This is a genomic window from Aeromonas sp. (genome assembly GCF_050252055.1).
In the GTDB taxonomy this organism is placed as follows: Bacteria; Pseudomonadota; Gammaproteobacteria; order Enterobacterales; family Aeromonadaceae; genus Aeromonas; species Aeromonas caviae.
Window position 1 is genome coordinate 303,324 of record NZ_JBFWLQ010000002.1, and the last position, 19,911, is coordinate 323,234.

16 protein-coding genes are annotated in these 19,911 nt (G+C 65.4%); 10 read left to right on the forward strand and 6 right to left on the reverse strand.

Annotated features, from left to right (window positions below; all coding sequences use genetic code 11):
• Positions 1–107 precede the first annotated feature (107 nt).
• Positions 108–959 carry a type 1 glutamine amidotransferase domain-containing protein gene (locus AB7E19_RS04990; RefSeq protein ID WP_427934696.1) on the forward strand — a complete coding sequence of 284 codons (852 nt, stop codon included), beginning with the start codon at positions 108–110 and terminating at the stop codon, positions 957–959.
• A 62-nt stretch (positions 960–1,021) separates the two neighbouring features.
• Here the strand turns inward: AB7E19_RS04990 and AB7E19_RS04995 are convergent, their stop codons facing one another.
• Positions 1,022–1,900 (reverse strand): LysR family transcriptional regulator, encoded by an 879-nt coding sequence (locus AB7E19_RS04995; protein WP_427934697.1) that lies wholly within the window; start codon positions 1,898–1,900, stop codon positions 1,022–1,024.
• 161 nt (positions 1,901–2,061) lie between these two features.
• Here AB7E19_RS04995 and fdhD point away from each other — a divergent pair, with 161 nt between their 5' ends.
• Positions 2,062–2,847, forward strand: a complete 786-nt coding sequence (gene fdhD, locus AB7E19_RS05000; RefSeq protein ID WP_427934698.1) for a formate dehydrogenase accessory sulfurtransferase FdhD — start codon at positions 2,062–2,064, stop codon at positions 2,845–2,847.
• Entirely contained in the window at positions 2,831–5,128 is a 2,298-nt protein-coding gene (locus AB7E19_RS05005; protein ID WP_039039077.1) for an FdhF/YdeP family oxidoreductase, read from the forward strand. Before fdhD ends, AB7E19_RS05005 begins: the two co-directional genes overlap by 17 nt.
• A gap of 81 nt (positions 5,129–5,209) precedes the next feature.
• On the opposite strand, the gene AB7E19_RS05010 is transcribed toward AB7E19_RS05005, so the two are convergent.
• Positions 5,210–6,784, reverse strand: coding sequence for a sensor domain-containing diguanylate cyclase (locus AB7E19_RS05010; RefSeq protein ID WP_239053500.1), 1,575 nt, complete (start codon positions 6,782–6,784; stop codon positions 5,210–5,212).
• 101 nt (positions 6,785–6,885) lie between these two features.
• The gene (locus tag AB7E19_RS05015; protein ID WP_128297473.1) at positions 6,886–7,803 is read right to left on the reverse strand and encodes a LysR family transcriptional regulator; all 918 of its coding nucleotides are present in this window, start codon (positions 7,801–7,803) and stop codon (positions 6,886–6,888) included.
• 163 nt (positions 7,804–7,966) lie between these two features.
• Between AB7E19_RS05015 and AB7E19_RS05020 the strand changes: the two genes are divergently transcribed.
• Complete coding sequence (locus tag AB7E19_RS05020; protein ID WP_128297474.1) at positions 7,967–9,400, forward strand: glycoside hydrolase family 1 protein; 1,434 nt, start codon at positions 7,967–7,969, stop codon at positions 9,398–9,400.
• 95 nt (positions 9,401–9,495) lie between these two features.
• Here AB7E19_RS05020 and AB7E19_RS05025 read toward each other — a convergent pair whose 3' ends face one another.
• Positions 9,496–10,254 (reverse strand): SDR family NAD(P)-dependent oxidoreductase, encoded by a 759-nt coding sequence (locus AB7E19_RS05025; protein WP_128297475.1) that lies wholly within the window; start codon positions 10,252–10,254, stop codon positions 9,496–9,498.
• A gap of 130 nt (positions 10,255–10,384) precedes the next feature.
• On the opposite strand from AB7E19_RS05025, the gene AB7E19_RS05030 reads away from it, so the two are divergent.
• Positions 10,385–11,320 (forward strand): LysR family transcriptional regulator, encoded by a 936-nt coding sequence (locus tag AB7E19_RS05030; RefSeq protein WP_427934699.1) that lies wholly within the window; start codon positions 10,385–10,387, stop codon positions 11,318–11,320.
• Here AB7E19_RS05030 and AB7E19_RS05035 read toward each other — a convergent pair.
• Positions 11,300–12,310 carry a helix-turn-helix transcriptional regulator gene (locus tag AB7E19_RS05035; protein WP_048207601.1) on the reverse strand — a complete coding sequence of 337 codons (1,011 nt, stop codon included), beginning with the start codon at positions 12,308–12,310 and terminating at the stop codon, positions 11,300–11,302. The genes AB7E19_RS05030 and AB7E19_RS05035 overlap by 21 nt on opposite strands.
• 231 nt (positions 12,311–12,541) lie before the next feature.
• On the opposite strand from AB7E19_RS05035, the gene AB7E19_RS05040 reads away from it, so the two are divergent.
• The 3 genes from AB7E19_RS05040 to AB7E19_RS05050 all read left to right on the forward strand — a co-directional run bounded on the left by AB7E19_RS05040 (position 12,542) and on the right by AB7E19_RS05050 (position 16,618).
• Positions 12,542–14,578, forward strand: a complete 2,037-nt coding sequence (locus tag AB7E19_RS05040; protein WP_427934700.1) for a glycoside hydrolase family 3 protein — start codon at positions 12,542–12,544, stop codon at positions 14,576–14,578.
• A gap of 169 nt (positions 14,579–14,747) precedes the next feature.
• A complete protein-coding gene (gene nfo / locus AB7E19_RS05045) occupies positions 14,748–15,605 on the forward strand; it encodes a deoxyribonuclease IV (protein ID WP_042880583.1) in 858 nt (285 codons plus the stop codon).
• Positions 15,606–15,640: 35 nt separating this feature from the next.
• Entirely contained in the window at positions 15,641–16,618 is a 978-nt protein-coding gene (locus AB7E19_RS05050) for a Gfo/Idh/MocA family protein (protein WP_427934701.1), read from the forward strand.
• A gap of 85 nt (positions 16,619–16,703) precedes the next feature.
• On the opposite strand, the gene AB7E19_RS05055 is transcribed toward AB7E19_RS05050, so the two are convergent.
• Positions 16,704–17,588: a LysR substrate-binding domain-containing protein gene (locus AB7E19_RS05055; RefSeq protein ID WP_010674621.1), complete on the reverse strand. Its 885-nt coding sequence runs from the start codon at positions 17,586–17,588 to the stop codon at positions 16,704–16,706.
• 103 nt (positions 17,589–17,691) lie between these two features.
• Here AB7E19_RS05055 and AB7E19_RS05060 point away from each other — a divergent pair, with 103 nt between their 5' ends.
• Complete coding sequence (locus tag AB7E19_RS05060) at positions 17,692–18,672, forward strand: TDT family transporter (RefSeq protein ID WP_069651447.1); 981 nt, start codon at positions 17,692–17,694, stop codon at positions 18,670–18,672.
• Between the two features lie 220 nt (positions 18,673–18,892).
• Positions 18,893–19,882, forward strand: coding sequence for a lipid A biosynthesis (KDO)2-(lauroyl)-lipid IVA acyltransferase (locus AB7E19_RS05065; RefSeq protein WP_045524804.1), 990 nt, complete (start codon positions 18,893–18,895; stop codon positions 19,880–19,882).
• The last annotated feature ends 29 nt before the right edge of the window (positions 19,883–19,911 follow it).

Sequence of the window (19,911 nt, forward strand, 5' to 3'; positions counted from 1 at the left end):
AAGTTCAATGGTGTGAGTTTATTCGTCCGTGGGTAATCAGTAAATTGCTCATCGAGGGCGGCCCGGTGGCCGCCCGATCGATCACTGCCATCAAAAGGAAGATCACGATGAAGAACACCCTCAAGGCCGTGCTGGCCTCACTGCTGCTGGCGACCTCCGCTGCGGCCAGCGCCGCCCCGAAAGGCGAGATCCTGGTGCTGCTCTCGAGCGAGATCGAACTGCCGCTGCAAGGGGGCAAGAGCCTGACCACCGGCTTCTACCAGAATGAACTGGGGGTGCCTGCCGCCGCCCTGCTGGAGGCTGGTTATACCCTGACCCCGGTGACCCCGAGAGGGAACCGGCCCGTTGTCGACAAACACTCCGTCGATCCCCAGTACTTTGGTGGCAACCCGCAGGAGATGGTGCGCATCGGCGCCGTCGTGGAGGGGCTGCTTGGCGCCGGCAAGGTGCTCTCCCTGAGGGAGGTGCTGGCATCCGGTCCCGAGCGCTATGCCGGCCTCTTCATTCCCGGCGGCCATGCGCCCCTCATCGATCTTGCCAAGGATCCCGAGGTGGGGACCCTGCTTCGCCACTTCCATGACAACCACAAACCCACGGCCGCCATCTGCCACGGCCCCATCGCGCTGCTGGCGGCGCAGGCGGATCCGGCCGGGTTCGAGCAGTCGGTCATTGCAGGCAAGGCAGACGGCGCCAGAAAGTGGATCTACGACGGTTACAGGATGACCATCTTCTCCGACAAGGAAGAGGCGGTGTTTGAAGGCTCCCTGGGGGGTGACAAGCTGCGCTACTACCCGGCGAAGGCCATGGCCCAGGCCGGCGGCAGCATGCAGTTCGTGGCACCCTGGCAGCCTGGCGTTGTGATCGATCGCGAGCTCATCACAGGCCAGAATCCCTTCTCCGACCACGCCCTGGCGAGCGCCTTCATCACGGCGCTGGACAAACAGCAAGGGGCAGGCTGACGCCAGGAGAGGTGCAAGTTCCCCCCTTGATCAGTGCAGGCAGCCCCCGTGGGCTGCCTTTTTCATGCCTCAGCCTTGGCGAGAAACGCCTTCATGGCGGGGGTGACACTGTGTTTTCGGGTGATGAAGGCGATGGTGCCTGCGCTCGCATCGCTCAGGGGATGGCAGGGCAGTTTGAAGAGCTGCTGGGCGGTGGCGGCGATGCCGGCGCTGACCACGGCGCAGCCCAGGCCGTGGCTCACCCCGTTGACCAGGTGGAACAGGGAGTCGGTCTCCAGCACCACCCGCAGGCTGATCTGCTGGCGGGCGGCGGCCTCGTCCAGGTAGCGGCGAAACTGCATGGTGGTGCTTGGCAGGATCAGGGGGAGATCTTGCAGGTCCGCCAGGGTCAGCGGCCCGGTCGAGGCGCAGTGGGCAGGCAGGGGGCCCAGCAGGGCCATGGGGTTGGGGTGGCGCAACTGAACGTCGAGGGAGCGGCGCTGATGCTCGGTGAGCAACTCGTCAAAGCCGAGCCCGATGTCGATGCGATGCAGATCCAGCTGCTCCATCAGGGTGGCATGGGTCATCACGCAGAGGTGCAGGCCCACCTTGGGGTAGGCGTCGTTGAACCCCTTGAGCAGCGGCATGATGTCGATGCTCGACTGGGGCACGACGCCGATGCGCAGCGCCCCCGACAGCCCGCCCCGAAAGAGGCTGAGCTCCTGGCGCATGGCATCCTGCTCCTGCAGCATCCGCTCGGCGTGGTGCAGCACCACTTCCCCCGCCTGGGTCAGGGCCACGAACTGGCTGTTGCGCACCACCAGTTCGGTGCCAAGTGACTTCTCCAGGGCGGTGATGCTGGCCGACAGGGTCGGCTGGGTGATGAAGCAAGCCTTGGCCGCCTTGGCGAAGTGACGGTGCTGGACCAGCTCGTAGAAATAGTGCAACTGCTTGATATTCATCGTGGTAATGGCAGCAGGCAAAGGCAATGAGCGACAAATTTAATCAATCGACATCCCGATGGCAATAGAAGTTATCTATTGGTGAATAGATTTGTTTCATTGGTTTTGGCGCGGCGGCTTATCTAAACTTGAGGCCCGAATACAGCTTATAAGCGTCTCGCATGATCCCTTTCAATTCACGGTTGCCCAGTCTGGATGAGCTGGTGGAGGAGGTGGCCGTGTCCGTCAACATCAACGGCATCAACCATGCCGTCATGATGGCCACCCCGGACGATCTCGACGATTTCGCCATCGGTTTTCTGTTTGGCGAGGGGATCATCGGGGGCAACCACGATGTGCACGATATCCAGAGCACCCCGTCCGAGCACGGCATCGTGCTCGATGTCACCATCGCCAACCGCTGTCTGGCAGTGCTTGGCCAGCGCAAGCGCCGCCTGGCCGGTGCCAGCGGCTGTGGCATCTGCGGCGTGGAGGCCATCGAACATGCGTTGCCCGTGCTCACTCCGCTGACCCCGGGCGCCCCCTTCGACACCGCCTCTTTGCAGGATCTGCGGGAGCGCATCGTCCCCTGGCAGAGCAAGGCCCGCCAGAGCGGTGCCCTTCATGCCGCCCTGGCGCTGGATGATCGCGGCGAGATCCTGGCCTGCCGGGAGGACATAGGGCGGCACAACGCCCTGGACAAGCTCATCGGCATGCAGCTGCGCCAGCCGGTGCAGGCCGCCACCCTGGTGATCACCAGTCGCTGCGGCAGCGAACTCATTCACAAGGCGGTGCAATTTGGCGCCGCTTACCTCATCAGCCTTGCTTCCCCCAGCCAGCTCGCAGTGCGACTGGCCCTGAAGTACAACCTGACCCTGATCCATGTGCCCCGATCCGATGCCCCGGTCTGCTATGCCAGCCCCCGCGCCCAGGATCACGTTGGAGACTCCCATGTCCAGTCATATTGAGAAACCGGCCAAGGCCGGCGGCTTTTCCTCCCTGCAGTCCACCTTCAAGCAGGTGCTGCGCAGCCAGAAGACCCGCCAGAACATCAAGAACCTGCTGCGGGTCAACCAGACCGACGGCTTCGACTGCCCCGGCTGCGCCTGGGGTGACAACAAGCAGGGGGCCTTCCAGTTTTGCGAGAACGGCGCCAAGGCGGTGGCCTGGGAATCCACCGGCAAGACGGTGGGGGCCGATTTCTTCGCCGAGCATTCGGTGCGTCGCCTCGCCACCCAGAGCGACTACTGGCTCGAATACCAGGGGCGACTGACCGAGCCCCTGCGCTACAACCCGGCCACCGATCACTACGAGCCGGTTAGCTGGGATCAGGCGTTTGCCCTCATCGCCGACAAACTCAAGAGCCTGGCCAGCCCCGACGAGGTGGAGTTCTACACCTCGGGACGCGCCAGCAACGAAGCCTCCTACCTCTATCAGCTGTTTGGCCGCCTCTATGGCACCAACAACTTCCCCGACTGCTCCAACATGTGCCACGAGGCGAGCGGGGTGGGGCTCATCCAGTCCGTCGGGGTGGGCAAGGGCACCGTGGTGCTCGATGATTTCGACGCCGCCAAAGCCATCTTCGTCTTTGGCCAGAACCCGGGCACCAACCACCCGCGCATGATGAACGCCCTGCGCAAGGCGGCGCGCCAGGGGTGCCAGATCGTCACCTTCAACAATCTCAAAGAGGTGGCCCTAGAGCGCTTCGCGAGCCCCCAGAGCCCGGCGGAGCTACTGACCCCGGCGGCCACCACCATCAGCCACCAGTACCTCACGCCAAAGCTGGGCGGTGACATGGCGGCCATTCGCGGCATGGCGAAATACATCCTGGAAGAGGAGGGGGGGCGCATCGATCTCGCCTTCATCGAGCAGCACACCGCGCACTTTGACGACTACCTGGCCCAGGTGAAGGCCACGGAGTGGACGCAGATCGAGGCGCAATCCGGCCTCGGTCGGGAGGCGATCACCCGGGCGGCGCAGATCTTCGCAAGCAGCGAGAGCGTGATCAGCTGCTGGGCCATGGGGATCACCCAGCACAAGCATTCGGTCGACACCATTCGCGAAATCGTCAACCTGCACCTGATGTGCGGCCAGATTGGCAAGCCGGGGGCCGGACTTTGTCCGGTGCGCGGTCACAGCAACGTGCAGGGCAACCGCACCATGGGGATCAACGAGAAACCCAATGCCGCCTTCCTCGATCGCCTGGAGCGCCGCTTCCCGGTGGGCTTCAAGCGCACGCCGGGGCACAACGTCTACGAGGCCCTTAAAGCCCTTCATGGCGGCAAGAGCAAGGTGCTCATCTGCCTTGGGGGCAACCTGGCAGCCGCCGCGCCGGATACCGAGTTCACCTATGAAGCGATGCGAAGGAGCGAGCTCAACGTGCAGATCAGCACCAAGCTCAACCGCAGCCACCTCATGGTGTCAAAAGATGCTCTTATCCTGCCCTGCCTGGGCCGTACCGAGCTCGATCAGCAGCGCACCGGGGTGCAGAAGATCACCGTGGAGGACACCTTCAGCATGGTGCACGCCTCCACCGGGATGAACGAGCCGGTCTCGCCGCTCTGTCTCTCCGAGATAGACATCGTGGCCCGCATGGCCGAGGCAACGCTTGGCAGCGATCGGGTGGACTGGCTGGCGCTGCGGGATGACTACGGGCTGCTGCGGGATCTCATCGAGGAGACCATCGCGGGCTTTGGCGACTTCAACCGCCGCATCGAGGAGCCCTGCGGCTTCCATCTGGAGAACAGCGCCGCCCTGCTGCGCTGGAACACCGCGAGCGGGCGCGCCGAATTCAGGGCGAGCCGTTTGCCGGACTCCATCCTGCCCGAGTGCACCAGCCACGCGGAGCAGATGGTGGACCAGCCCGTGCTGCTGCTTCAGAGCCTGCGCTCCCACGATCAGTACAACACCACCATCTATGGCATGGATGACCGCTATCGCGGCATCAAGGGGCGACGCAACGTGGTCTTCATGAACGAGGAGGATGCCAGGAGGCTGGGGCTCGCCGAGGAGCAGCGGGTGGACATGAGTGCGGTGTGCAACGATGGGCGCGAGCGGGTGGTGCGGGGCTTTAGCGTCATCTTCTACGAGATCCCGAAAGGCAACATCGCCGCCTACTACCCGGAGACCAACCCCCTGGTGGCCATCGAGAGCATAGGGGAGGGCTCTTTCACCCCCACCTCCAAATCGGTGCCCGTACTGGTGACCCCGAGCGCCGCCTCGGTCGAGAGCCTGGCTGTCACGCTCTGATCTCCTGACATGGATACCGTCCGACCCCTGCCATGGCAGGGGTTTTTTATGGGCGAACGGTGTCCGGCAAAGCCTGGGCCATCAGCCCAGGGCCACCACCACGCAGTTTCGGCCCTGGCTCTTGGCATCATAGAGCGCCTTGTCCGCCTCCTTGAGCACGGCGGCGATGCTGGTGGCATCCGCCCCCCAGTGGGCGACGCCGAGGGAGATGGTGATGTGGCCTGCTACCTCCATGTCGTGGCTCGCCACCCGGGTACGCAGGCGCTCGGCGATCTTCTGCGCCTGTGCAAGGGAGACCCCGGGCAGCAGCAGCAGGAACTCTTCGCCGCCGCTTCGACACAAGGCGGCATCGGAACGCAGATCCTGCTGCATCAGGGTGGCGAGGGAGACGATGACGGCATCCCCCACGTCGTGACCGAAGCGGTCGTTGATGGCCTTGAAGTGATCGATGTCCAGGGCAATCACCGTCAGGGGCTGACGCTCGACCTCGTACTCGTCCAGCATCTGCTGCATGGCCCGGCGGTTGAACAGGCCCGTCATGGGGTCGGTGTGGCTGTCGGTGTGCAGCTTGTCGATCTTGGTGTTGAGCAGCCCCAGCCCCTTGAGGATGGCCTGCTTCAACTGGGCCGCTTCGAAATACCAGGCGCGGATCCCCGAGATGCTGGTGGCGGCCCCCTGCTGATCCATGAGCCCGGCCCGGTTGGCCAGTTGCCGCAAGGGTCTGGCGATGATGGTGGCCGAGAGCCAGATGACGAAGAGAATGAAGAGGGTGACCGGGATCATCCCCTTGAGGATCTCCAGCATCTGTTCATCCAGGCCGGCCAGGGTGGCGCTGCGGGGGCGCTGGGCCACCACCCCCCAGCCTGCGTCCGCCACCGGGGCAAAGCCTGCCAGCATCTCGCTGCCCCGGGAGTTGAGCACGCTTTGCGCGCCATCCTGCCCCTTGAGCACCGCATCCACCACCCGGTTCTTGCCAATCCTCTGGCCGATGCGCTCCGGGTTCGGGTGGTAGATGAGGGTGCGCTGGCGGTCCACCACATAAAGATAAGAACCATCCTGGTAGTAGTGCTGCCCCAGCAGGCTGGAGAGCACGCTGGCGGACTCCAGATAGATGGTGCCGGCGACATAGCCGAGGTAGCGTTTGTCTGCCGAGAAGATGGGGTGGGAGAGGCTGATGAGGTAGTTGCCAGTGAGGGAGACCAGGGGATCCGCGATGAGGGGCTGCTGGCTTGCAAGGGTCCGGCTCGCATTGGCCGAGGTGAGCTTGACCCCTTTCACATGCAATGCCTCGGGAGAGACGGCGACGATGACGGAATCGGTGTTCACGATGGCCACCGAGTTGAAGGTGTTGGTCTGCTGGCGCAACTGGCCTGCCACCTCCTCGAGTCCATGGAGGTCGTTGTCCTGCAGCAAGGGGGCGAGCCGGGCCGCGCCATAGGCCAGCTGTCCCTGGGCCGAGCGCAGCATGGTCTCGGTGGAGGCTGCGAGCTTGGTGGCATAGACCCGGTTTGCCTCCAGGGTGCTGTCGATGAGCAGTTGTCTTTGTGCCTGATAGATGGCGTAAAAGCTGTTGCCAAAGGTAGCCAGCACGCCGATGACGGCCAGCGCAAGGATGAGGCGATGCAGATCAAACCTCAGCAGCCAGTGAGAGTGCATGAACGAAACGGATCCTTGTCGTGGCGTCGGGGCAGTGCGGCAATTTTAAGGGGGGTGACCGCCCAATGCCATCGTTAATGTGATTCTCGAATGGTTCCCTTTCATGGCGTGTCCCGGGCGGCAGCCCCGTCCCCTGTCGTCATGAGGCCGGTGAGGGCGGGATCCGCCAGCTCCGCCACCGTCTGCCAGAAGGGGGCGACGAGGGGATTGTCGTTGCCCGGCGGGCGAATGAGCCCGATGATCCAGCTCGCGTCGGCCTCCCCGAGGGGCAGGGTCAGCACATCGGGATGCTCAATGGTGGTGGAGGAGGGGACCAGGGTCCAGGCGATGCCGGCCGCCGCGGTGGCGATGCCGGCGGCGAAGTCGTTCACGTACTGGATGTCCTGAAAGCGCAGGCCGCTCTGGGCGAGGTAATGGATGAACTGATCGTAAAAAGAGGGGGCCTTGTCCCGGCGCAGGATGGCGAGCGGCTTCTCCTGCAGATCGGCGAGCCCTGCCACCCCCTGATAGCCTGCGGGCAGCACGGCGACAAAATGGGCGCGCACCACGGGCAGCACCGGCCAGCCCTTGGGGGCGGGCAGGCGGCAGAAGCCGAGATCCAGGCGACCCTCCGCCAGCGCCAGCAACTGGTGATGGGTGGAGAGATCGTTGAGCTCGATGGCGACCCCGGGGCGGCTGGCCCGAAAACGGGCGATGGCGGCGGGCACCAGCAGCTTGGTGGCGACCCCGAAGCCGATGCGCAGGGTACCCGCGTGGCCCGCCAGCACGTCGCGGGCGCTGCGGGCGAGCTGCTCGCTCTGGGCCACCAGGGTGCAGGCGTCGGCGTAGAGGGCGCGCCCGAGCACCGTCAGCCGGGTGCTGCCGGCGTTGCGCTCGAACAGCTCGCCGCCAAGGTCCGCCTCCAGCCGGCGGATCTGCTTGCTCAGGGCCGACTGGGTGACGTGCTGGCGCGCCGCCGCCTGACCAAAGTGCAATACCTCCCCCAGGGTGACGAAGGCTTTCAGGTCTCTCAACTCCATGGTGCCTCGCTTGATTCCAGATAGGAATGATAGGTGGCCATAATTGTCATTGGACGGAATTCTAGAAGTGTTGGATGCTGGTGCCAACTCATTTCGGGCCCCTGTACGGGGCCGACGTATCACGGGATGGCCCCCGCCATCCGCGCAGAAGGAGCAACACCAGATGCATCATCACAAGTTCAACGACTTCCCGAACGGTTTCCTCTGGGGCGCCGCCTCCGCCGCCTATCAGGTGGAAGGGGCCTGGAACGAGGAGGGCAAGGGCCCCTCGGTATGGGACAGCTTCACCAAGCTGCCGGGCAAGACCTTTGAAGGGAGCAACGGAGACGTGGCGGTGGATCACTACCACAGGGTGGAAGAGGACGTGGCGCTGATGGCCGAGATGGGGCTCAAGGCCTATCGCTTCTCGGTGAGCTGGCCGCGCATCTACCCGACCGGGCGTGGCGAGGTGAACGAGGCGGGGCTCGCCTTCTACGAACGGCTCATCAATGCCCTGCTGGCCCACGGCATCGAGCCTGTGCTGACCCTCTATCACTGGGATCTGCCCCAGGCGCTGCAGGATGAGTACGGCGGCTGGGAAGACAGGCGCATCATCGACGACTTCGAGCGCTACTGCGTCACCCTCTATCAGCGCTTCGCCGGCAAGGTGAAGTACTGGGTGTCGCTCAACGAGCAGAACTACAACCTGACCAACGCCTACCAGCTGGGCACCCATCCTCCCGCCGTGCAGGACAGGAAGCGTTTCTTCGCTGCCAACCACATCGCGTTTCTCGCCAATGCCCGGGTCATCAAGGCGTTTCGCCAGCACGTGCCAAACGGCCTGATCGGACCGAGCTTTGCATACTCCCCCGCCTATCCGGCCTCCTGCGCCCCGAGCGACATGCTGGCGTTCGAGAATGCCGAGGAGTTCACCAACCTCTGGTGGCTGGATGCCTACTGCTTCGGCCGTTACCCCCAGGCGGCGCTCGCCTATCTGCGGGAGACCGGCGAGGCGCCGGAGATCCTGCCGGGCGATCTCGAGCTCTTGCGCGAAGGCACCCCCGACTACATCGGGGTCAACTACTACTACACCCTGACCTTCACCGACAACCCCCTCGGCGGCCAGACGATGCAGCGCATCAACACCACGGGCAAGAAGGGCACTACGCCCTCCAGCGGCATTCCCGGCCTCTACAAGACGGCCCCCAATCCGCACCTTGAGACCAGCAACTGGGACTGGGCCATCGATCCCACCGGGATGCGCATCGCCCTGCGCCGGCTCTCCTCCCGCTACGCCTTGCCGCTTATGATCACCGAGAACGGCCTGGGGGAGTTCGACAAGCTGGAAGCCGGGGACAAGGTGAACGACGACTACCGTATCGCCTATCTGCACAGCCACCTCAAGGCGTGCCAGGAGGCGATGCAGGACGGGGTCGAGCTGATTGGATATTGCGCCTGGTCCTTCACCGACATCCTGAGCTGGCTCAACGGCTACCAGAAGCGCTACGGCTTTGTCTACGTGGACAGGGACGAGCAGGGAGGATCTCTTCGTCGCATCAAGAAAGAGAGCTTCCACTGGTACAGCCAGGTCATTGCAAGCGGTGGCAAGACCCTGTAACGGGCCCGGTGCGCCGCACCTCGTCTGCCCAATGCCGGAAGGCCCCCTCATCGGAGGGGGCCTTCCTTGTTTGTGCAGCAGGCAACCATGACCGCCTAGATAAACATGCCGCCCGAGGCTTCGATGCGCTGGGCGGTGATCCAGCGGCAGTCATCGGAGAGCAGGGCGGCGATGGCGCCACCGATGTCGTCGGGCTGACCCACCCGGCCAAGGGCGGTCTGGCTCGCGAGAAAGTCGTTGACTCCCTTGTTGTCGCGCACCACGCCGCCGCCAAAATCGGTCTCGATGGCGCCGGGGGCCAGCACGTTGACCGCGATGCCCCTGGGGCCCAGCTCCTTGGCCAGATACTGGGTGAGCACCTCGACGCCCCCCTTCATGGCGGCGTAGGCGGCATAACCCGGCATGGCGAAGCGGGTGAGGCCGGTGGAGAGGTTGAGGATGCGACCGCCGTCTGCCAGGAGGGGCAGGAGCGCCTGGGTCAGGAAGAAGGTCCCCTTGAGGTGGATGTTGAGCAGGGTGTCGAACTGCTGCTCCGTGGTCTGCTCGAAGCTGGCATGAATGCCGATCCCGGCGTTGTTGACCAGGAAGTTGAAATGGGTGCGCTGCCACTCCCGGGCGAGCAGTTGCGTCACCTCCTCTGCAAAGGCCGCGAAGGTGGCGCTCTCGCCCACGTCCAGTGTAAGGGCATGGGCCCGAACGCCGAGGGCGCGGGCCTGGGCCACCACCGCCTCCGCCTCTGCGGCCTGGCTGCGGTAGGTGATGATGAGGTCGACGCCTTTGGCGGCGAGGGCCAGGGCCCCGTGCTTGCCAAGGCCGCGGCTGGCCCCGGTGATGAGGGCGATGGGTCTGGTCATGGTATGACTCCTGTCAGGGTGGCGGACACAGGCTCGATACGAGCCGACCGGATCACTGTATTGTTCCTTTTAAACTGGATAAATAGCGTGATAATAGAATCACTGTTCCGTTTATCGAGACAATCAGGTCATGGATCAACTGGATGCGATGAGAGCCTTCGTGCGTGTCGCCGAGCTGGAGAGTTTTACCCGCTGCGCCGAACAGACGGGCATCCCCAAGGCGACCCTCTCTGCCGCCATCCGCCGGCTGGAGGAGCGCATGGGGACCCGGCTCCTGCTGCGTACCACGCGGCGGGTGCAGCTCACCACGGACGGCCAGCTCTGCTATGCCAGATGCCGGGAGCTTTTGGCGGACATGGAGGAGTTTGACGGCCTGTTTCGCCAGGGGGGGCAGATCTCGGGACAACTGCGGGTCGACATGCCAAGCCGGATGGCCCGCCACCTGGTGATCCCGGCCCTGCCGGACTTTCTGGCGCAGCATCCCGCCCTGCAACTGATGCTGAGCAGCACGGACAGGCGGGTGGATCTGGTGCGCGAGGGGTTTGACTGCGTGGTGCGGGTCGGGGTGCTTGAGCCCTCGAGCCTGGTGGCCAGGCCCCTTGGTCACTATCGCCAGATCAACTGTGCCAGCGCAGGCTACCTGGCTCGCCACGGGGTGCCCCGCACCCTTGTGGATCTGGCGGGCCACCGGCTGGTGCACTATGGTCCCGGGTTTGGTGCCGGGCAGGGGCGCAGCGAGCCCGGCTTTGAATACCTGGCAGAAGATGGCCGCCGCGCCCTGCTGCCCATGGCGGGGGCCCTCATGGTTAATGACAGCGAGACCTACCTGGCGGCGGCGCTGGCGGGGCTTGGCATCATCCAGATGCCGCGGGTGGGGGTCGAATCCCTGCTCGCGGGGGGCGAGCTGGTGAGCATCCTGCCCCAGTGGCAGCCGCCGCCGCTCCCCATCCACGCCCTCTATGCCCATCGCCGCCAACTGGCCCCCAGGGTCCAGCTCTTCATCCACTGGCTGGCGGGGTTGCTCGCCGCCCATCTCGGGGGCACCTCAGAGGCGGCTGCGCCTTGAGCGAAACTCGCGGGGCGAGAGGGCAAACGCCTCACGAAAGAAGCGGGTAAAGCTGCTCTGGCGGGCAAAACCCAGGCGCTCCCCCACTGTCTGCAGGGGGAGGGCGGGATCCTGCAACAGGCGGCAGGCCTCCTCCCGGCGTACCCGCTCCAGCAGGCCCGAGAAGTGGCACCCTTCCTCCCGCAGATGGCGGTTGAGGGTCCAGCGGGTCAGCTTGAGGTGCTCGCACACCCCATCGAGCAGAGAGGAGGCCTCGGCGCTCTCTTGCCACAGTTGCTGGCGAATGAGTGTCATCACCCTGTCCCGGTAGCGGCTGCTTGGGCGAAGCTGGGCCATCTGCCGGTCGAGCTCCCCGAGCAGCAGGGGTTGCAGGGGCAGGTTGCACTGCCCGTGGGCGAGATCGAGCAAGGCGGCGGGAAAGCGGAGCTCGAAGGCCGCCCCCTGTTGCAACCGCCCTTCCAGCCAGCCTGCCAGCTCACGCCACAGCCTGGGGCGTACCGGGGTGGGCAGCACCAGCAGCCCCTGGCCCGGGTGGTAGAACTGGAGCAGGGCATAGAGGTGGCAGAGGTTGGCCAGGCTGCTCAGGGCGATGACGTCCGGATGATCGGACTCCGAGTGGTAGCTGATCCTGGCCTGTCCCTCTTCTTCTTGCAGGCGGATCTCGTCGCTCTCGCCGATGAGGGGGCGGTAGGCAAGGAAGAAGTGCAGGGCCTGGCGAAGGGTGGCGGCGTTGCAGCACAGGCTCGCCAGCGACATGAAGTCGGCAAAGAGACCGGGGAGGGCGGGGGGCGTCCAGTCGAGGGCCAGATCCACGTGGGGGGCTGCCCCGGCCAGCAGCCGGAAGTGGCGCCCGGTGTCGAGCCGCCCCTGGGGGATCAGCAGCTCTTCGTGAGCGATGCCGCAGGGGTGCAGGAGGGCAGCAGGATCCCGCCCGCGGGCCTGCCAGTGGTTGAGGCAGTGCAGGGCAATCCGGTTGGAGACGGTCTTCACGGCAAAAATCCTTGTCAGCGGTGGCCCACCATCATCGACCAACGGCGGCGGATTGCCGTGAGCCAGCGCCGCTTTCATGTTTCAGATTTGTAACCAAGGGTAACCCTGCAACCCTTTTCACACTTTTCAATCCTGCTCCCAACCGGCAACTTTCTGCACCCGACGGGCAAGTGAGAGGGGCCGCTTTTGCATAGAGTGGCGACTCCTACACACACAAGGAAGATAACAACAATGAAACACCACTCGCTCTCCCGAACCCGTGTCGCCCTCGCCATCGGGGCCCTGCTGCTGGCAGGGTGCAACGACAACGACTCCACCCCCAAGCCCGAGCAGCCCGTTCTGGGCCACCGCACCGTCACCCTCATCGAGCAGGACGGCCTGCAATTCAAGGATCTCGATGGCAGCGGCACCCTGACCCCCTACGAGGACTGGCGCCTCGGCGCCGCCGAGCGAGCCCGGGATCTGGTGGGCAGGCTCACCCTGGCCCAGAAGGCAGGGCTGATGATGCACGGCACCCTGGTGCTGGACGGGGCGGGGCGGGTGAACCTCGCGGCCATGGACAAGATGCTGCGCGAGGACGGGGTCAACACCTTCATCACCCGCATGGCCGGTGATCCGGCGGCCATCGCCGCGGACAACAACACCCTGCAGGCCCTGCTGGAAGGGGTGGGATTCGGCATCCCCATGACGGTGAGCACGGATCCCCGCAACCACTTCACCCATGATCCGAACGCCACCAGCATCGGTGCCGGGGCCTTCTCCCAGTGGCCCGAAACCCTGGGGCTGGCCGCCATCGGCGATGCCTCCCTGGTGCAGCGCTTTGGCGACATCGCCCGTCAGGAGTACCGTGCCGTCGGCATCCACGAGGCCCTCTCGCCCCAGGCGGATCTCGCGACCGAGCCGCGCTGGGGCCGCATCAACGGCACCTTCGGGGAAGACAACCTGCTCGCCAAGTCCCTGGTCAAGGCCTACATCGAGGGCTTCCAGCAGGGGAGCGAGGGGATAGGCAAGGAGAGCGTGGTCACCGTGGTCAAGCACTTCGCCGGGGCCGGTCCCCAGAAGGACGGGCTGGATGCCCACAACCCCTGGGGCAAGGAGCAGGTCTACCCCGGCGGTCAGTTTGCCTACCACCTGGTGCCCTTCGAGGGTGCCTTCGAGGCCAGGGTGGCCGCCGTGATGCCCTATTACGCCATGCCCCTGGGCCTGACCCAGGATGGGCAGCCCGTCGAGGAGGTGGGGTTTGGCTTCAACCGCCAGATCATCACGGATCTGTTGCGGGGCCACTTCAAGTTTGACGGCGTGGTGCTGAGCGACTGGGGCATCGTCAATGACTGTGACAGCCGCTGCGAGCAGGGGCTGACCCAGGATGAAGTCAATGCCGGGGTGAGCCCCTGGACCGTGCCCTTTGGCATGTCCTGGGGCGTGGAGAAGCTCACCAAGGCCGAGCGTTATGCCAAGGCCATCGACGCCGGGGTGGATCAGTTCGGTGGCGTAGAAGATCCGGCTCCCCTGCTGGCGGCGGTGCAGAGCGGTCTGGTGACCGAGGCGGCCATCACCACCTCGGCCGAGCGGATCCTGGCCCAGAAGTTCGCCCTCGGACTCTTCGAGAATCCCTATGTGGATGCCGAGGCCGCGGTGGCCCTGGTGGGCAAGGCCGAGTTCCAGCAGGAGGCCCAGGCCGCCCAGGCGGCGTCCCATGTGCTGCTGAAGAACGAGGGGGCCCTGCTGCCGCTGAAGGCGGACGGCAAGCGGGTCTATCTGCACAATGTCAACGCCGAGGTGGCCAGGGCCAACGGCTATACGGTGGTGACGAACCTGGCCGACGCGGAGCTTGCCATCGTGCGGGTCAACGCCCCGGGCGAGCAGGATCCCCGCTTCCCGTTTGGCAGCATCCACTTCGGCCAGCTCGGCTTTGCCAGCAATGATCAGGTGGTGCAGGAGACGGCCCACGAAGGGGTCTACCGCGGCGCGGATGACTATGCCGCCATCCAGGCCATCGAGCAGGCCGGGGTGCCCCTGGTGCTCTCCGTCTATCTGGACAGGCCCGCCATCCTGACCGAGGTGGCCCCGGCGGCCCGGGTGCTGCTGGCCAACTTCGGCGCCCTGGATCAGGCCCTGTTCGATGTCATGAGCGGCACCCAGAAGGCACGCGGCAAGCTCCCCTTCGAGCTGCCCTCGAGCTGGCAGGCGGTGCTGGCCCAGTCCCCGGACGTGGCCAAGGACTCACAAAGCCCGCTCTATCCCTACGGGGCCGGTCTGGCCTATTGACGGACAGGGATGTTCTGTCTCTCATCAAGGCGCCTGCGGGCGCCTTTTCCATTGCCCCCATCGACAATCCCGGTTTGGCGCAAGGGGTTGGCTTGGGCATAATGGCGCCCCGGCAACGGGTGCGGTGGCCAGCGCGGCAGGCACCCGGTCACAGTGCACAGGAGATGAGATGAAATTTATCGGAGCCCACGTCAGTGCGGCGGGCGGAGTGGAAAACACCATCGCCCGGGCCAAAGCCATCGGGGCCAACGCCTTCGCCCTGTTTACCAAGAACCAGCGCCAGTGGCAGGCGGCGCCCCTCTCCGAGGCCAGTATTCGCGCCTTCAAGGCCGCCTGCGAGAAGGAGGGCTTTCGTCCCGAGCAGATCCTGCCCCACGACAGCTATCTCATCAACCTGGGTCATCCCGACCCCGACGCCCTCGCCAAGTCCCGGGATGCGTTTCTGGACGAGATGAAGCGCTGCGAGCAACTGGGGCTGTGCTACCTGAACTTCCACCCGGGCAGCCATCTCAAGCAGATCCCCGAGGCGGTGAGCCTGAAGCTCGTGAGCGAATCCATCAACTGGGCGTTGGAGCGCAGCGAAGGGGTGACGGCGGTGATCGAGAATACCGCCGGCCAGGGCACCAACCTCGGCTGGTCGTTCGAGCACCTGGCCACCCTCATCGACGGGGTAGAGGACAAGAGTCGGGTCGGCGTCTGCTTTGACACCTGCCACGCCTTCGCCGCCGGTTACGATCTGCGTACCCCCGAGGGGTGCGAGGCGGTGTTTGCCGACTTCGACCGCATCGTGGGGTTCCAGTACCTCAAGGGGATGCATATCAACGGCGCCAAGTGTACCTTCGGTAGTCGGGTCGACCGTCACCACAGCCTGCGGGAGGGCAACCTCGGCGAGGCGGTGTTCCACCACATCATGAACGACGACCGTTTCGACGGCATCCCGCTTATCCTCGAGACCATCGATGAGTCCATCTGGGGCGAGGAGATAAGCTGGCTGCGCAGCCTGGCCGGGAGCCCGCGCCCGGCGTGATGCTGGGGTCCACCATTGGGTAGCAAGGAGAGACGATGCACGACGAGACAAGGGCGCCCCTGCGCTTTGGCATTGCCGGGGCGGGGGCCATCGCCCGGCGTTTTTGCCGCGATGTGAACGGGCACGCCAGGGGAGCCGAGGTGGTGGCCATCGCCGCCCGGGACCAGGGACGGGCGGACGAGTTCGCCCGGGATCTGGGGCTGCCCCACGCCTATGGCAGCTATGAGGCCCTGGCCGCCAGCCCCGAGGTGGAGGCCGTCTATGTGGCGGTGATCCACCCGGAGCACGCGGGCCTGGTGAGGCAGATGCTGCTGGCGGGCAAGCACGTACTGGTGGAAAAACCGGCGGTGACCCGGGTGGCGGATTGGGACGCCCTGGTGGCGCTCGCCCACGCACGGGGCCTGCTGCTGCTCGAGGCCATGAAGGTGATGTGCTTCCCCGCCATGCGCGCCCTGTTGCAGCGCCTGCCCCTGCTGCCGCCGCCGCGCGAGCTGCGGGCGGCGTTCGGTTCGACCCAGCCCAGGGTGGGCAAGCTGTTCGATCCGGCGCTGGATGGCGGCGCCGCCTGGGACGTGGGGGTCTATCCCCTCTGGCTCCATGCCGCCCTCTGCCATCGGCTGGGGCTGGGCTGCCCCGCCCCCGAGGTGACGCTGACGCGGGCTCCGGGGGAGGTGGATCTCGCCGCCAGCTTCACGTTCGATGAGCCGTTTCGGGCCGAGCTCGAGGCCTCCATCATCGAGGATTTCGAGCGGGAAGCGTCCTTGTCCGGGGAGGGGTGGCGCCTGGTCATCGAGGGCAAATGGTGGAATCCCCAGCACATTCGCTGGCAAGGGGGGCCTGCTCCCGTCATCTGGCCGGCGGACATCTACCTGCCGGTGGAGGGGGGCGGCATGCAGCACGAGGCGGATCACTTCGCCGATTGCCTGCGCCACCGGCTACTGGACTCCCCCTGGGTGCCCCAGGCCGTGACCCGGCAGGTGCTCGGCTGGATTGAAGGGGGACTCGCCGGCTGAGGCCGGGGAAGGGCTGAGGGCCGAGGGGAGCATCGGCTGAACGACAAGGGCGCCAATGGCGCCCTTGTCGTATCCGAAGGGGTTCTCACGCCAGGGTCTGGGCGCGGCAGAAGGCCAGGAAGCGGCGCAGGGCGACGGAGTGGAACTTCTGCTTGTGCCAGACGAGGGAGAGCTGGCGGGGGAAGCGGCGACTCGGGGTGAGGGCCACCAGGCGCCCCTGTGCCAGTCGGTCCGCCACCGCGAGGCGGGAGATGAAGGAGATGCCGAGCCCCTTCTCCACCGCCAGCATCACCGCCTCCAGGGTATTGAGCTCTATCCCCGCCTGCCAGCGGGGCAGGTGGGGCTGGAGCTGCTGCTCGAACTGCTCGCGGCTGCCGGATTGCGCCTCGCGCAGCACCCAGGTTTCCCCGGCAAGCCGGCGCAGGGGCAGCTCGAGCTGATCCGCCAGGGGGTGACCGGGGGCGGCGATGATGAGCATCTCGTCCTCCAGCCAGGGTTCGCTCACCAGGTCCGGGTGGTGGTTCTCCCCCTCGATGAGGGCGAGATCCAGCTCGAAGTGGGCAAGGGCATGGCACAGGAGGTGGGTGTTGGCGATGGTGACCCTGGGGGCGGCCCCCAGCTCCTGGGCCCCCTCCGCCAGCAGGGCGGGCAGCAGGTAGTTGCCGATGGTCTGGCTGGCCCCGAGGTGCAGCTGGCCGCTCGGCTCGGCATCGGGGCTGAAGAGCTGCTCTATCTCCTGCATCCGGGTCAGCAGCTCCTCGGCGGCCGGTTGCAGCAGGCGCCCCTCGCTGTTGAGCTGAAGCCTCGGGTGCACCCGGTCGAACAGGGGCGTGGCGAGCTGGCGCTCCAGCTCCTGCAGCGACTGGGAGACGGCCCCCTTGCTCAGGCAGAGTTCATTGGCGGCGCCCCCCAGGTTGCCGTGGCGGGCGATGGTGGCAAACACCTTGAGTTGTTGCAGGGTGAGCTTCATATCGTTTGATTTTCCTAAACGCTAAGTTCAATTCATTTAGATATCGTAAACGATAGACCCCCTTTATCCTATGCCCATCGTCATCATCAAGAGGGTATCCGCCATGATCGCAAGAACCCGCCGCTCCCTGGCCGCCGCCCCGACCCCCATGGCCGGTCTGGCACTCGGGATCGCCAGCCTCGGCTGGTGCTGGGAAAATGCCGGTCAGTTCGATGGCCGTCTGCAACTGCTGGGGGCCGCCATCGCCGCCGTGCTGCTCCTCGTCCTGACCTTCAAGTTCCTGATCCACCCGCGCCTGCTGTGGCAGGATCTCGCCCATCCCGTGGTGGGCAGCGTGGTGCCCACCTACGCCATGGGGACCATGGTGGTCTCCAAGGCGGTCGGCCTGCTCGCCCCGACGCTGGGGCAGGGGCTCTGGCTGTTTGCGGTCGTCGTCCACCTCGTCTTCCTCGCCACCTTCGTCTGGCACAGGGCCAAAGCGTTTGAAATCCATCACATGGTGCCGAGCTGGTTCGTGCCGCCGGTGGGGATCATCGTGGCTGACGTGGCCTACCCGGGCGGTCCCTTCGCATCCCTGGCCACCGGCCTGCTCTGGTTCGGCATGGCCTGTTACGGCCTGATGCTGCCGCTGATGCTCTATCGCCTCATCTTCAGCCACGAGGTGCCGGATGCCGCCAAGCCCACCATCGCCATCCTGGCCGCCCCGGCGAGCCTGTCGCTGGCCGGCTACCTCACCGTGAGCCAGGATCCCTCCCTGCTGCTGGTGGCGGTGCTGCTCGGGATCGCCGTGCTGATGACCGGCATCATCTACCTGGCCTTCATCAAGCTGCTGCGCCTGCCGTTCTCGCCGGGTTACGCCGCTTTCACCTTCCCCCTGGTGATCGGGGCCACCGCCCTGTTCAAGGTGAGTCACCTGCTGTCGCAGTGGCCACAGGCGGCCCGCTATGCCGAGCAGCTCCATCAGCTGGCCTATCTGGAGCTGGGGGTGGCCACCCTGGTGGTGGGTTACGTGGCCCTGCGTTATCTGATGTTCTTCCTGCCGGCCGTGCAGGATGACCTGCCGGGGCAGCCCGCACGCCGCTAGGCACAAGGTTTTCATCCCCCCTCGTCATCGACCCCGCCCGTGCGGGGTCTGCCGTTCGTGATGCAGTGACACAGAGAGGAATCAAATGAAGCAGATTAATTTTGTCAATCCGTGAAGTGGCTTAAATAGTTGCCCATACAGGCGACATTCAGTTGGCGTTAACTGGTAATACCTGTCACGATGCGCGCCACTTTATCTTCCCATTGTTTTGTCGTGCCCCATGTCCTCATCTGATCCCGTGTTTGACGCCCGATTCCAGCCTCGTCTGCTGCACCCCCGTTACTGGTTGAGCTGGCTCGCCCTCGGCGCCATCGGTGTGCTCGCCTTCGTTCCCCCGCGCTGGCGGGATCGCCTGGCCGATGCTCTGACGCCCCTGGTATGCGCCATCTCGAAGAAGCAGATCTACATCGCCAGGACCAACCTCGCCATCTGCTTCAAGGAGAAGAGCGAGGCCGAGCGGGAGGCCATCCTGATGACCTCCATCCGGGTCGGCCTCAAGAGCCTGCTGGGCTTTGGCGAGTTCACCTGGCGCAGCCCCGCCCACGTGATGGGGCGGATCCAGGTCAGCGGCTGGGAGCATATCGAGGCGGAGCAGGCCGCTGGCCGACCGGTGATCCTGGTGGTGCCCCACAGCTGGCCCATCGACGCGGCGGGCTACTACTTCGCCCAGCGGGGCCTGCCCATGTGCACCATGATGAAGAGCGCCCGCAACCCGGTGTTCGACTGGCACATCAACGGCGCGCGGGCCCGGCACGGCTGCCGCGTCTATGAGCGCAGCGCCGGCATCAAGCCGGTGATCAAGGCGGTGAAATCCGGTCTGAGCTTCTTCTATCTGCCGGATCAGGATCACGGACGGGAGGCGAGCCTGTTCGCCCCCTTCTTCAACCACCCCAAGGCGACGTTGCCGGCCCTGCCACGGCTGGTGAAGCTGACCGGTGCCCGGGCCCTGCCGGTGCTGGCCTGCTATGACGAGCAGGCGCACGGCTACCGGCTGGAGGTCGAGGCTCCCTACGCCGACTACCCGAGCGCGGATCTGATGGCGGATACCTGCCGCATGAACGACAGCGTGGAGCGCCAGCTCTGCCGCCACCCGGGCCAGTACATGTGGTTCCTCAAGATCTTCGACACCCGTGAGGATCAGGTGGGGCCGGATGGCCTCTACGAAGAGGGGATCCGGCGCATCCGTCGGGGCCTTGCTCCTCATCCCTGAGCCTTGCGCTCACCCGGTGCAAAAATGTG

What these genes read in the sequence shown, in the direction of transcription:
- AB7E19_RS04990 (WP_427934696.1), top strand. Translation starts at nt 108, where the DNA reads ATGAAGAACACCCTCAAGGCCGTGCTGGCCTCACTGCTGCTGGCGACC.
- AB7E19_RS04995 (WP_427934697.1), bottom strand. Translation starts at nt 1,900, where the DNA reads ATGAATATCAAGCAGTTGCACTATTTCTACGAGCTGGTCCAGCACCGT.
- fdhD (WP_427934698.1), top strand. Translation starts at nt 2,062, where the DNA reads ATGATCCCTTTCAATTCACGGTTGCCCAGTCTGGATGAGCTGGTGGAG.
- AB7E19_RS05005 (WP_039039077.1), top strand. Translation starts at nt 2,831, where the DNA reads ATGTCCAGTCATATTGAGAAACCGGCCAAGGCCGGCGGCTTTTCCTCC.
- AB7E19_RS05010 (WP_239053500.1), bottom strand. Translation starts at nt 6,784, where the DNA reads ATGCACTCTCACTGGCTGCTGAGGTTTGATCTGCATCGCCTCATCCTT.
- AB7E19_RS05015 (WP_128297473.1), bottom strand. Translation starts at nt 7,803, where the DNA reads ATGGAGTTGAGAGACCTGAAAGCCTTCGTCACCCTGGGGGAGGTATTG.
- AB7E19_RS05020 (WP_128297474.1), top strand. Translation starts at nt 7,967, where the DNA reads ATGCATCATCACAAGTTCAACGACTTCCCGAACGGTTTCCTCTGGGGC.
- AB7E19_RS05025 (WP_128297475.1), bottom strand. Translation starts at nt 10,254, where the DNA reads ATGACCAGACCCATCGCCCTCATCACCGGGGCCAGCCGCGGCCTTGGC.
- AB7E19_RS05030 (WP_427934699.1), top strand. Translation starts at nt 10,385, where the DNA reads ATGGATCAACTGGATGCGATGAGAGCCTTCGTGCGTGTCGCCGAGCTG.
- AB7E19_RS05040 (WP_427934700.1), top strand. Translation starts at nt 12,542, where the DNA reads ATGAAACACCACTCGCTCTCCCGAACCCGTGTCGCCCTCGCCATCGGG.
- nfo (WP_042880583.1), top strand. Translation starts at nt 14,748, where the DNA reads ATGAAATTTATCGGAGCCCACGTCAGTGCGGCGGGCGGAGTGGAAAAC.
- AB7E19_RS05050 (WP_427934701.1), top strand. Translation starts at nt 15,641, where the DNA reads ATGCACGACGAGACAAGGGCGCCCCTGCGCTTTGGCATTGCCGGGGCG.
- AB7E19_RS05055 (WP_010674621.1), bottom strand. Translation starts at nt 17,588, where the DNA reads ATGAAGCTCACCCTGCAACAACTCAAGGTGTTTGCCACCATCGCCCGC.
- AB7E19_RS05060 (WP_069651447.1), top strand. Translation starts at nt 17,692, where the DNA reads ATGATCGCAAGAACCCGCCGCTCCCTGGCCGCCGCCCCGACCCCCATG.
- AB7E19_RS05065 (WP_045524804.1), top strand. Translation starts at nt 18,893, where the DNA reads ATGTCCTCATCTGATCCCGTGTTTGACGCCCGATTCCAGCCTCGTCTG.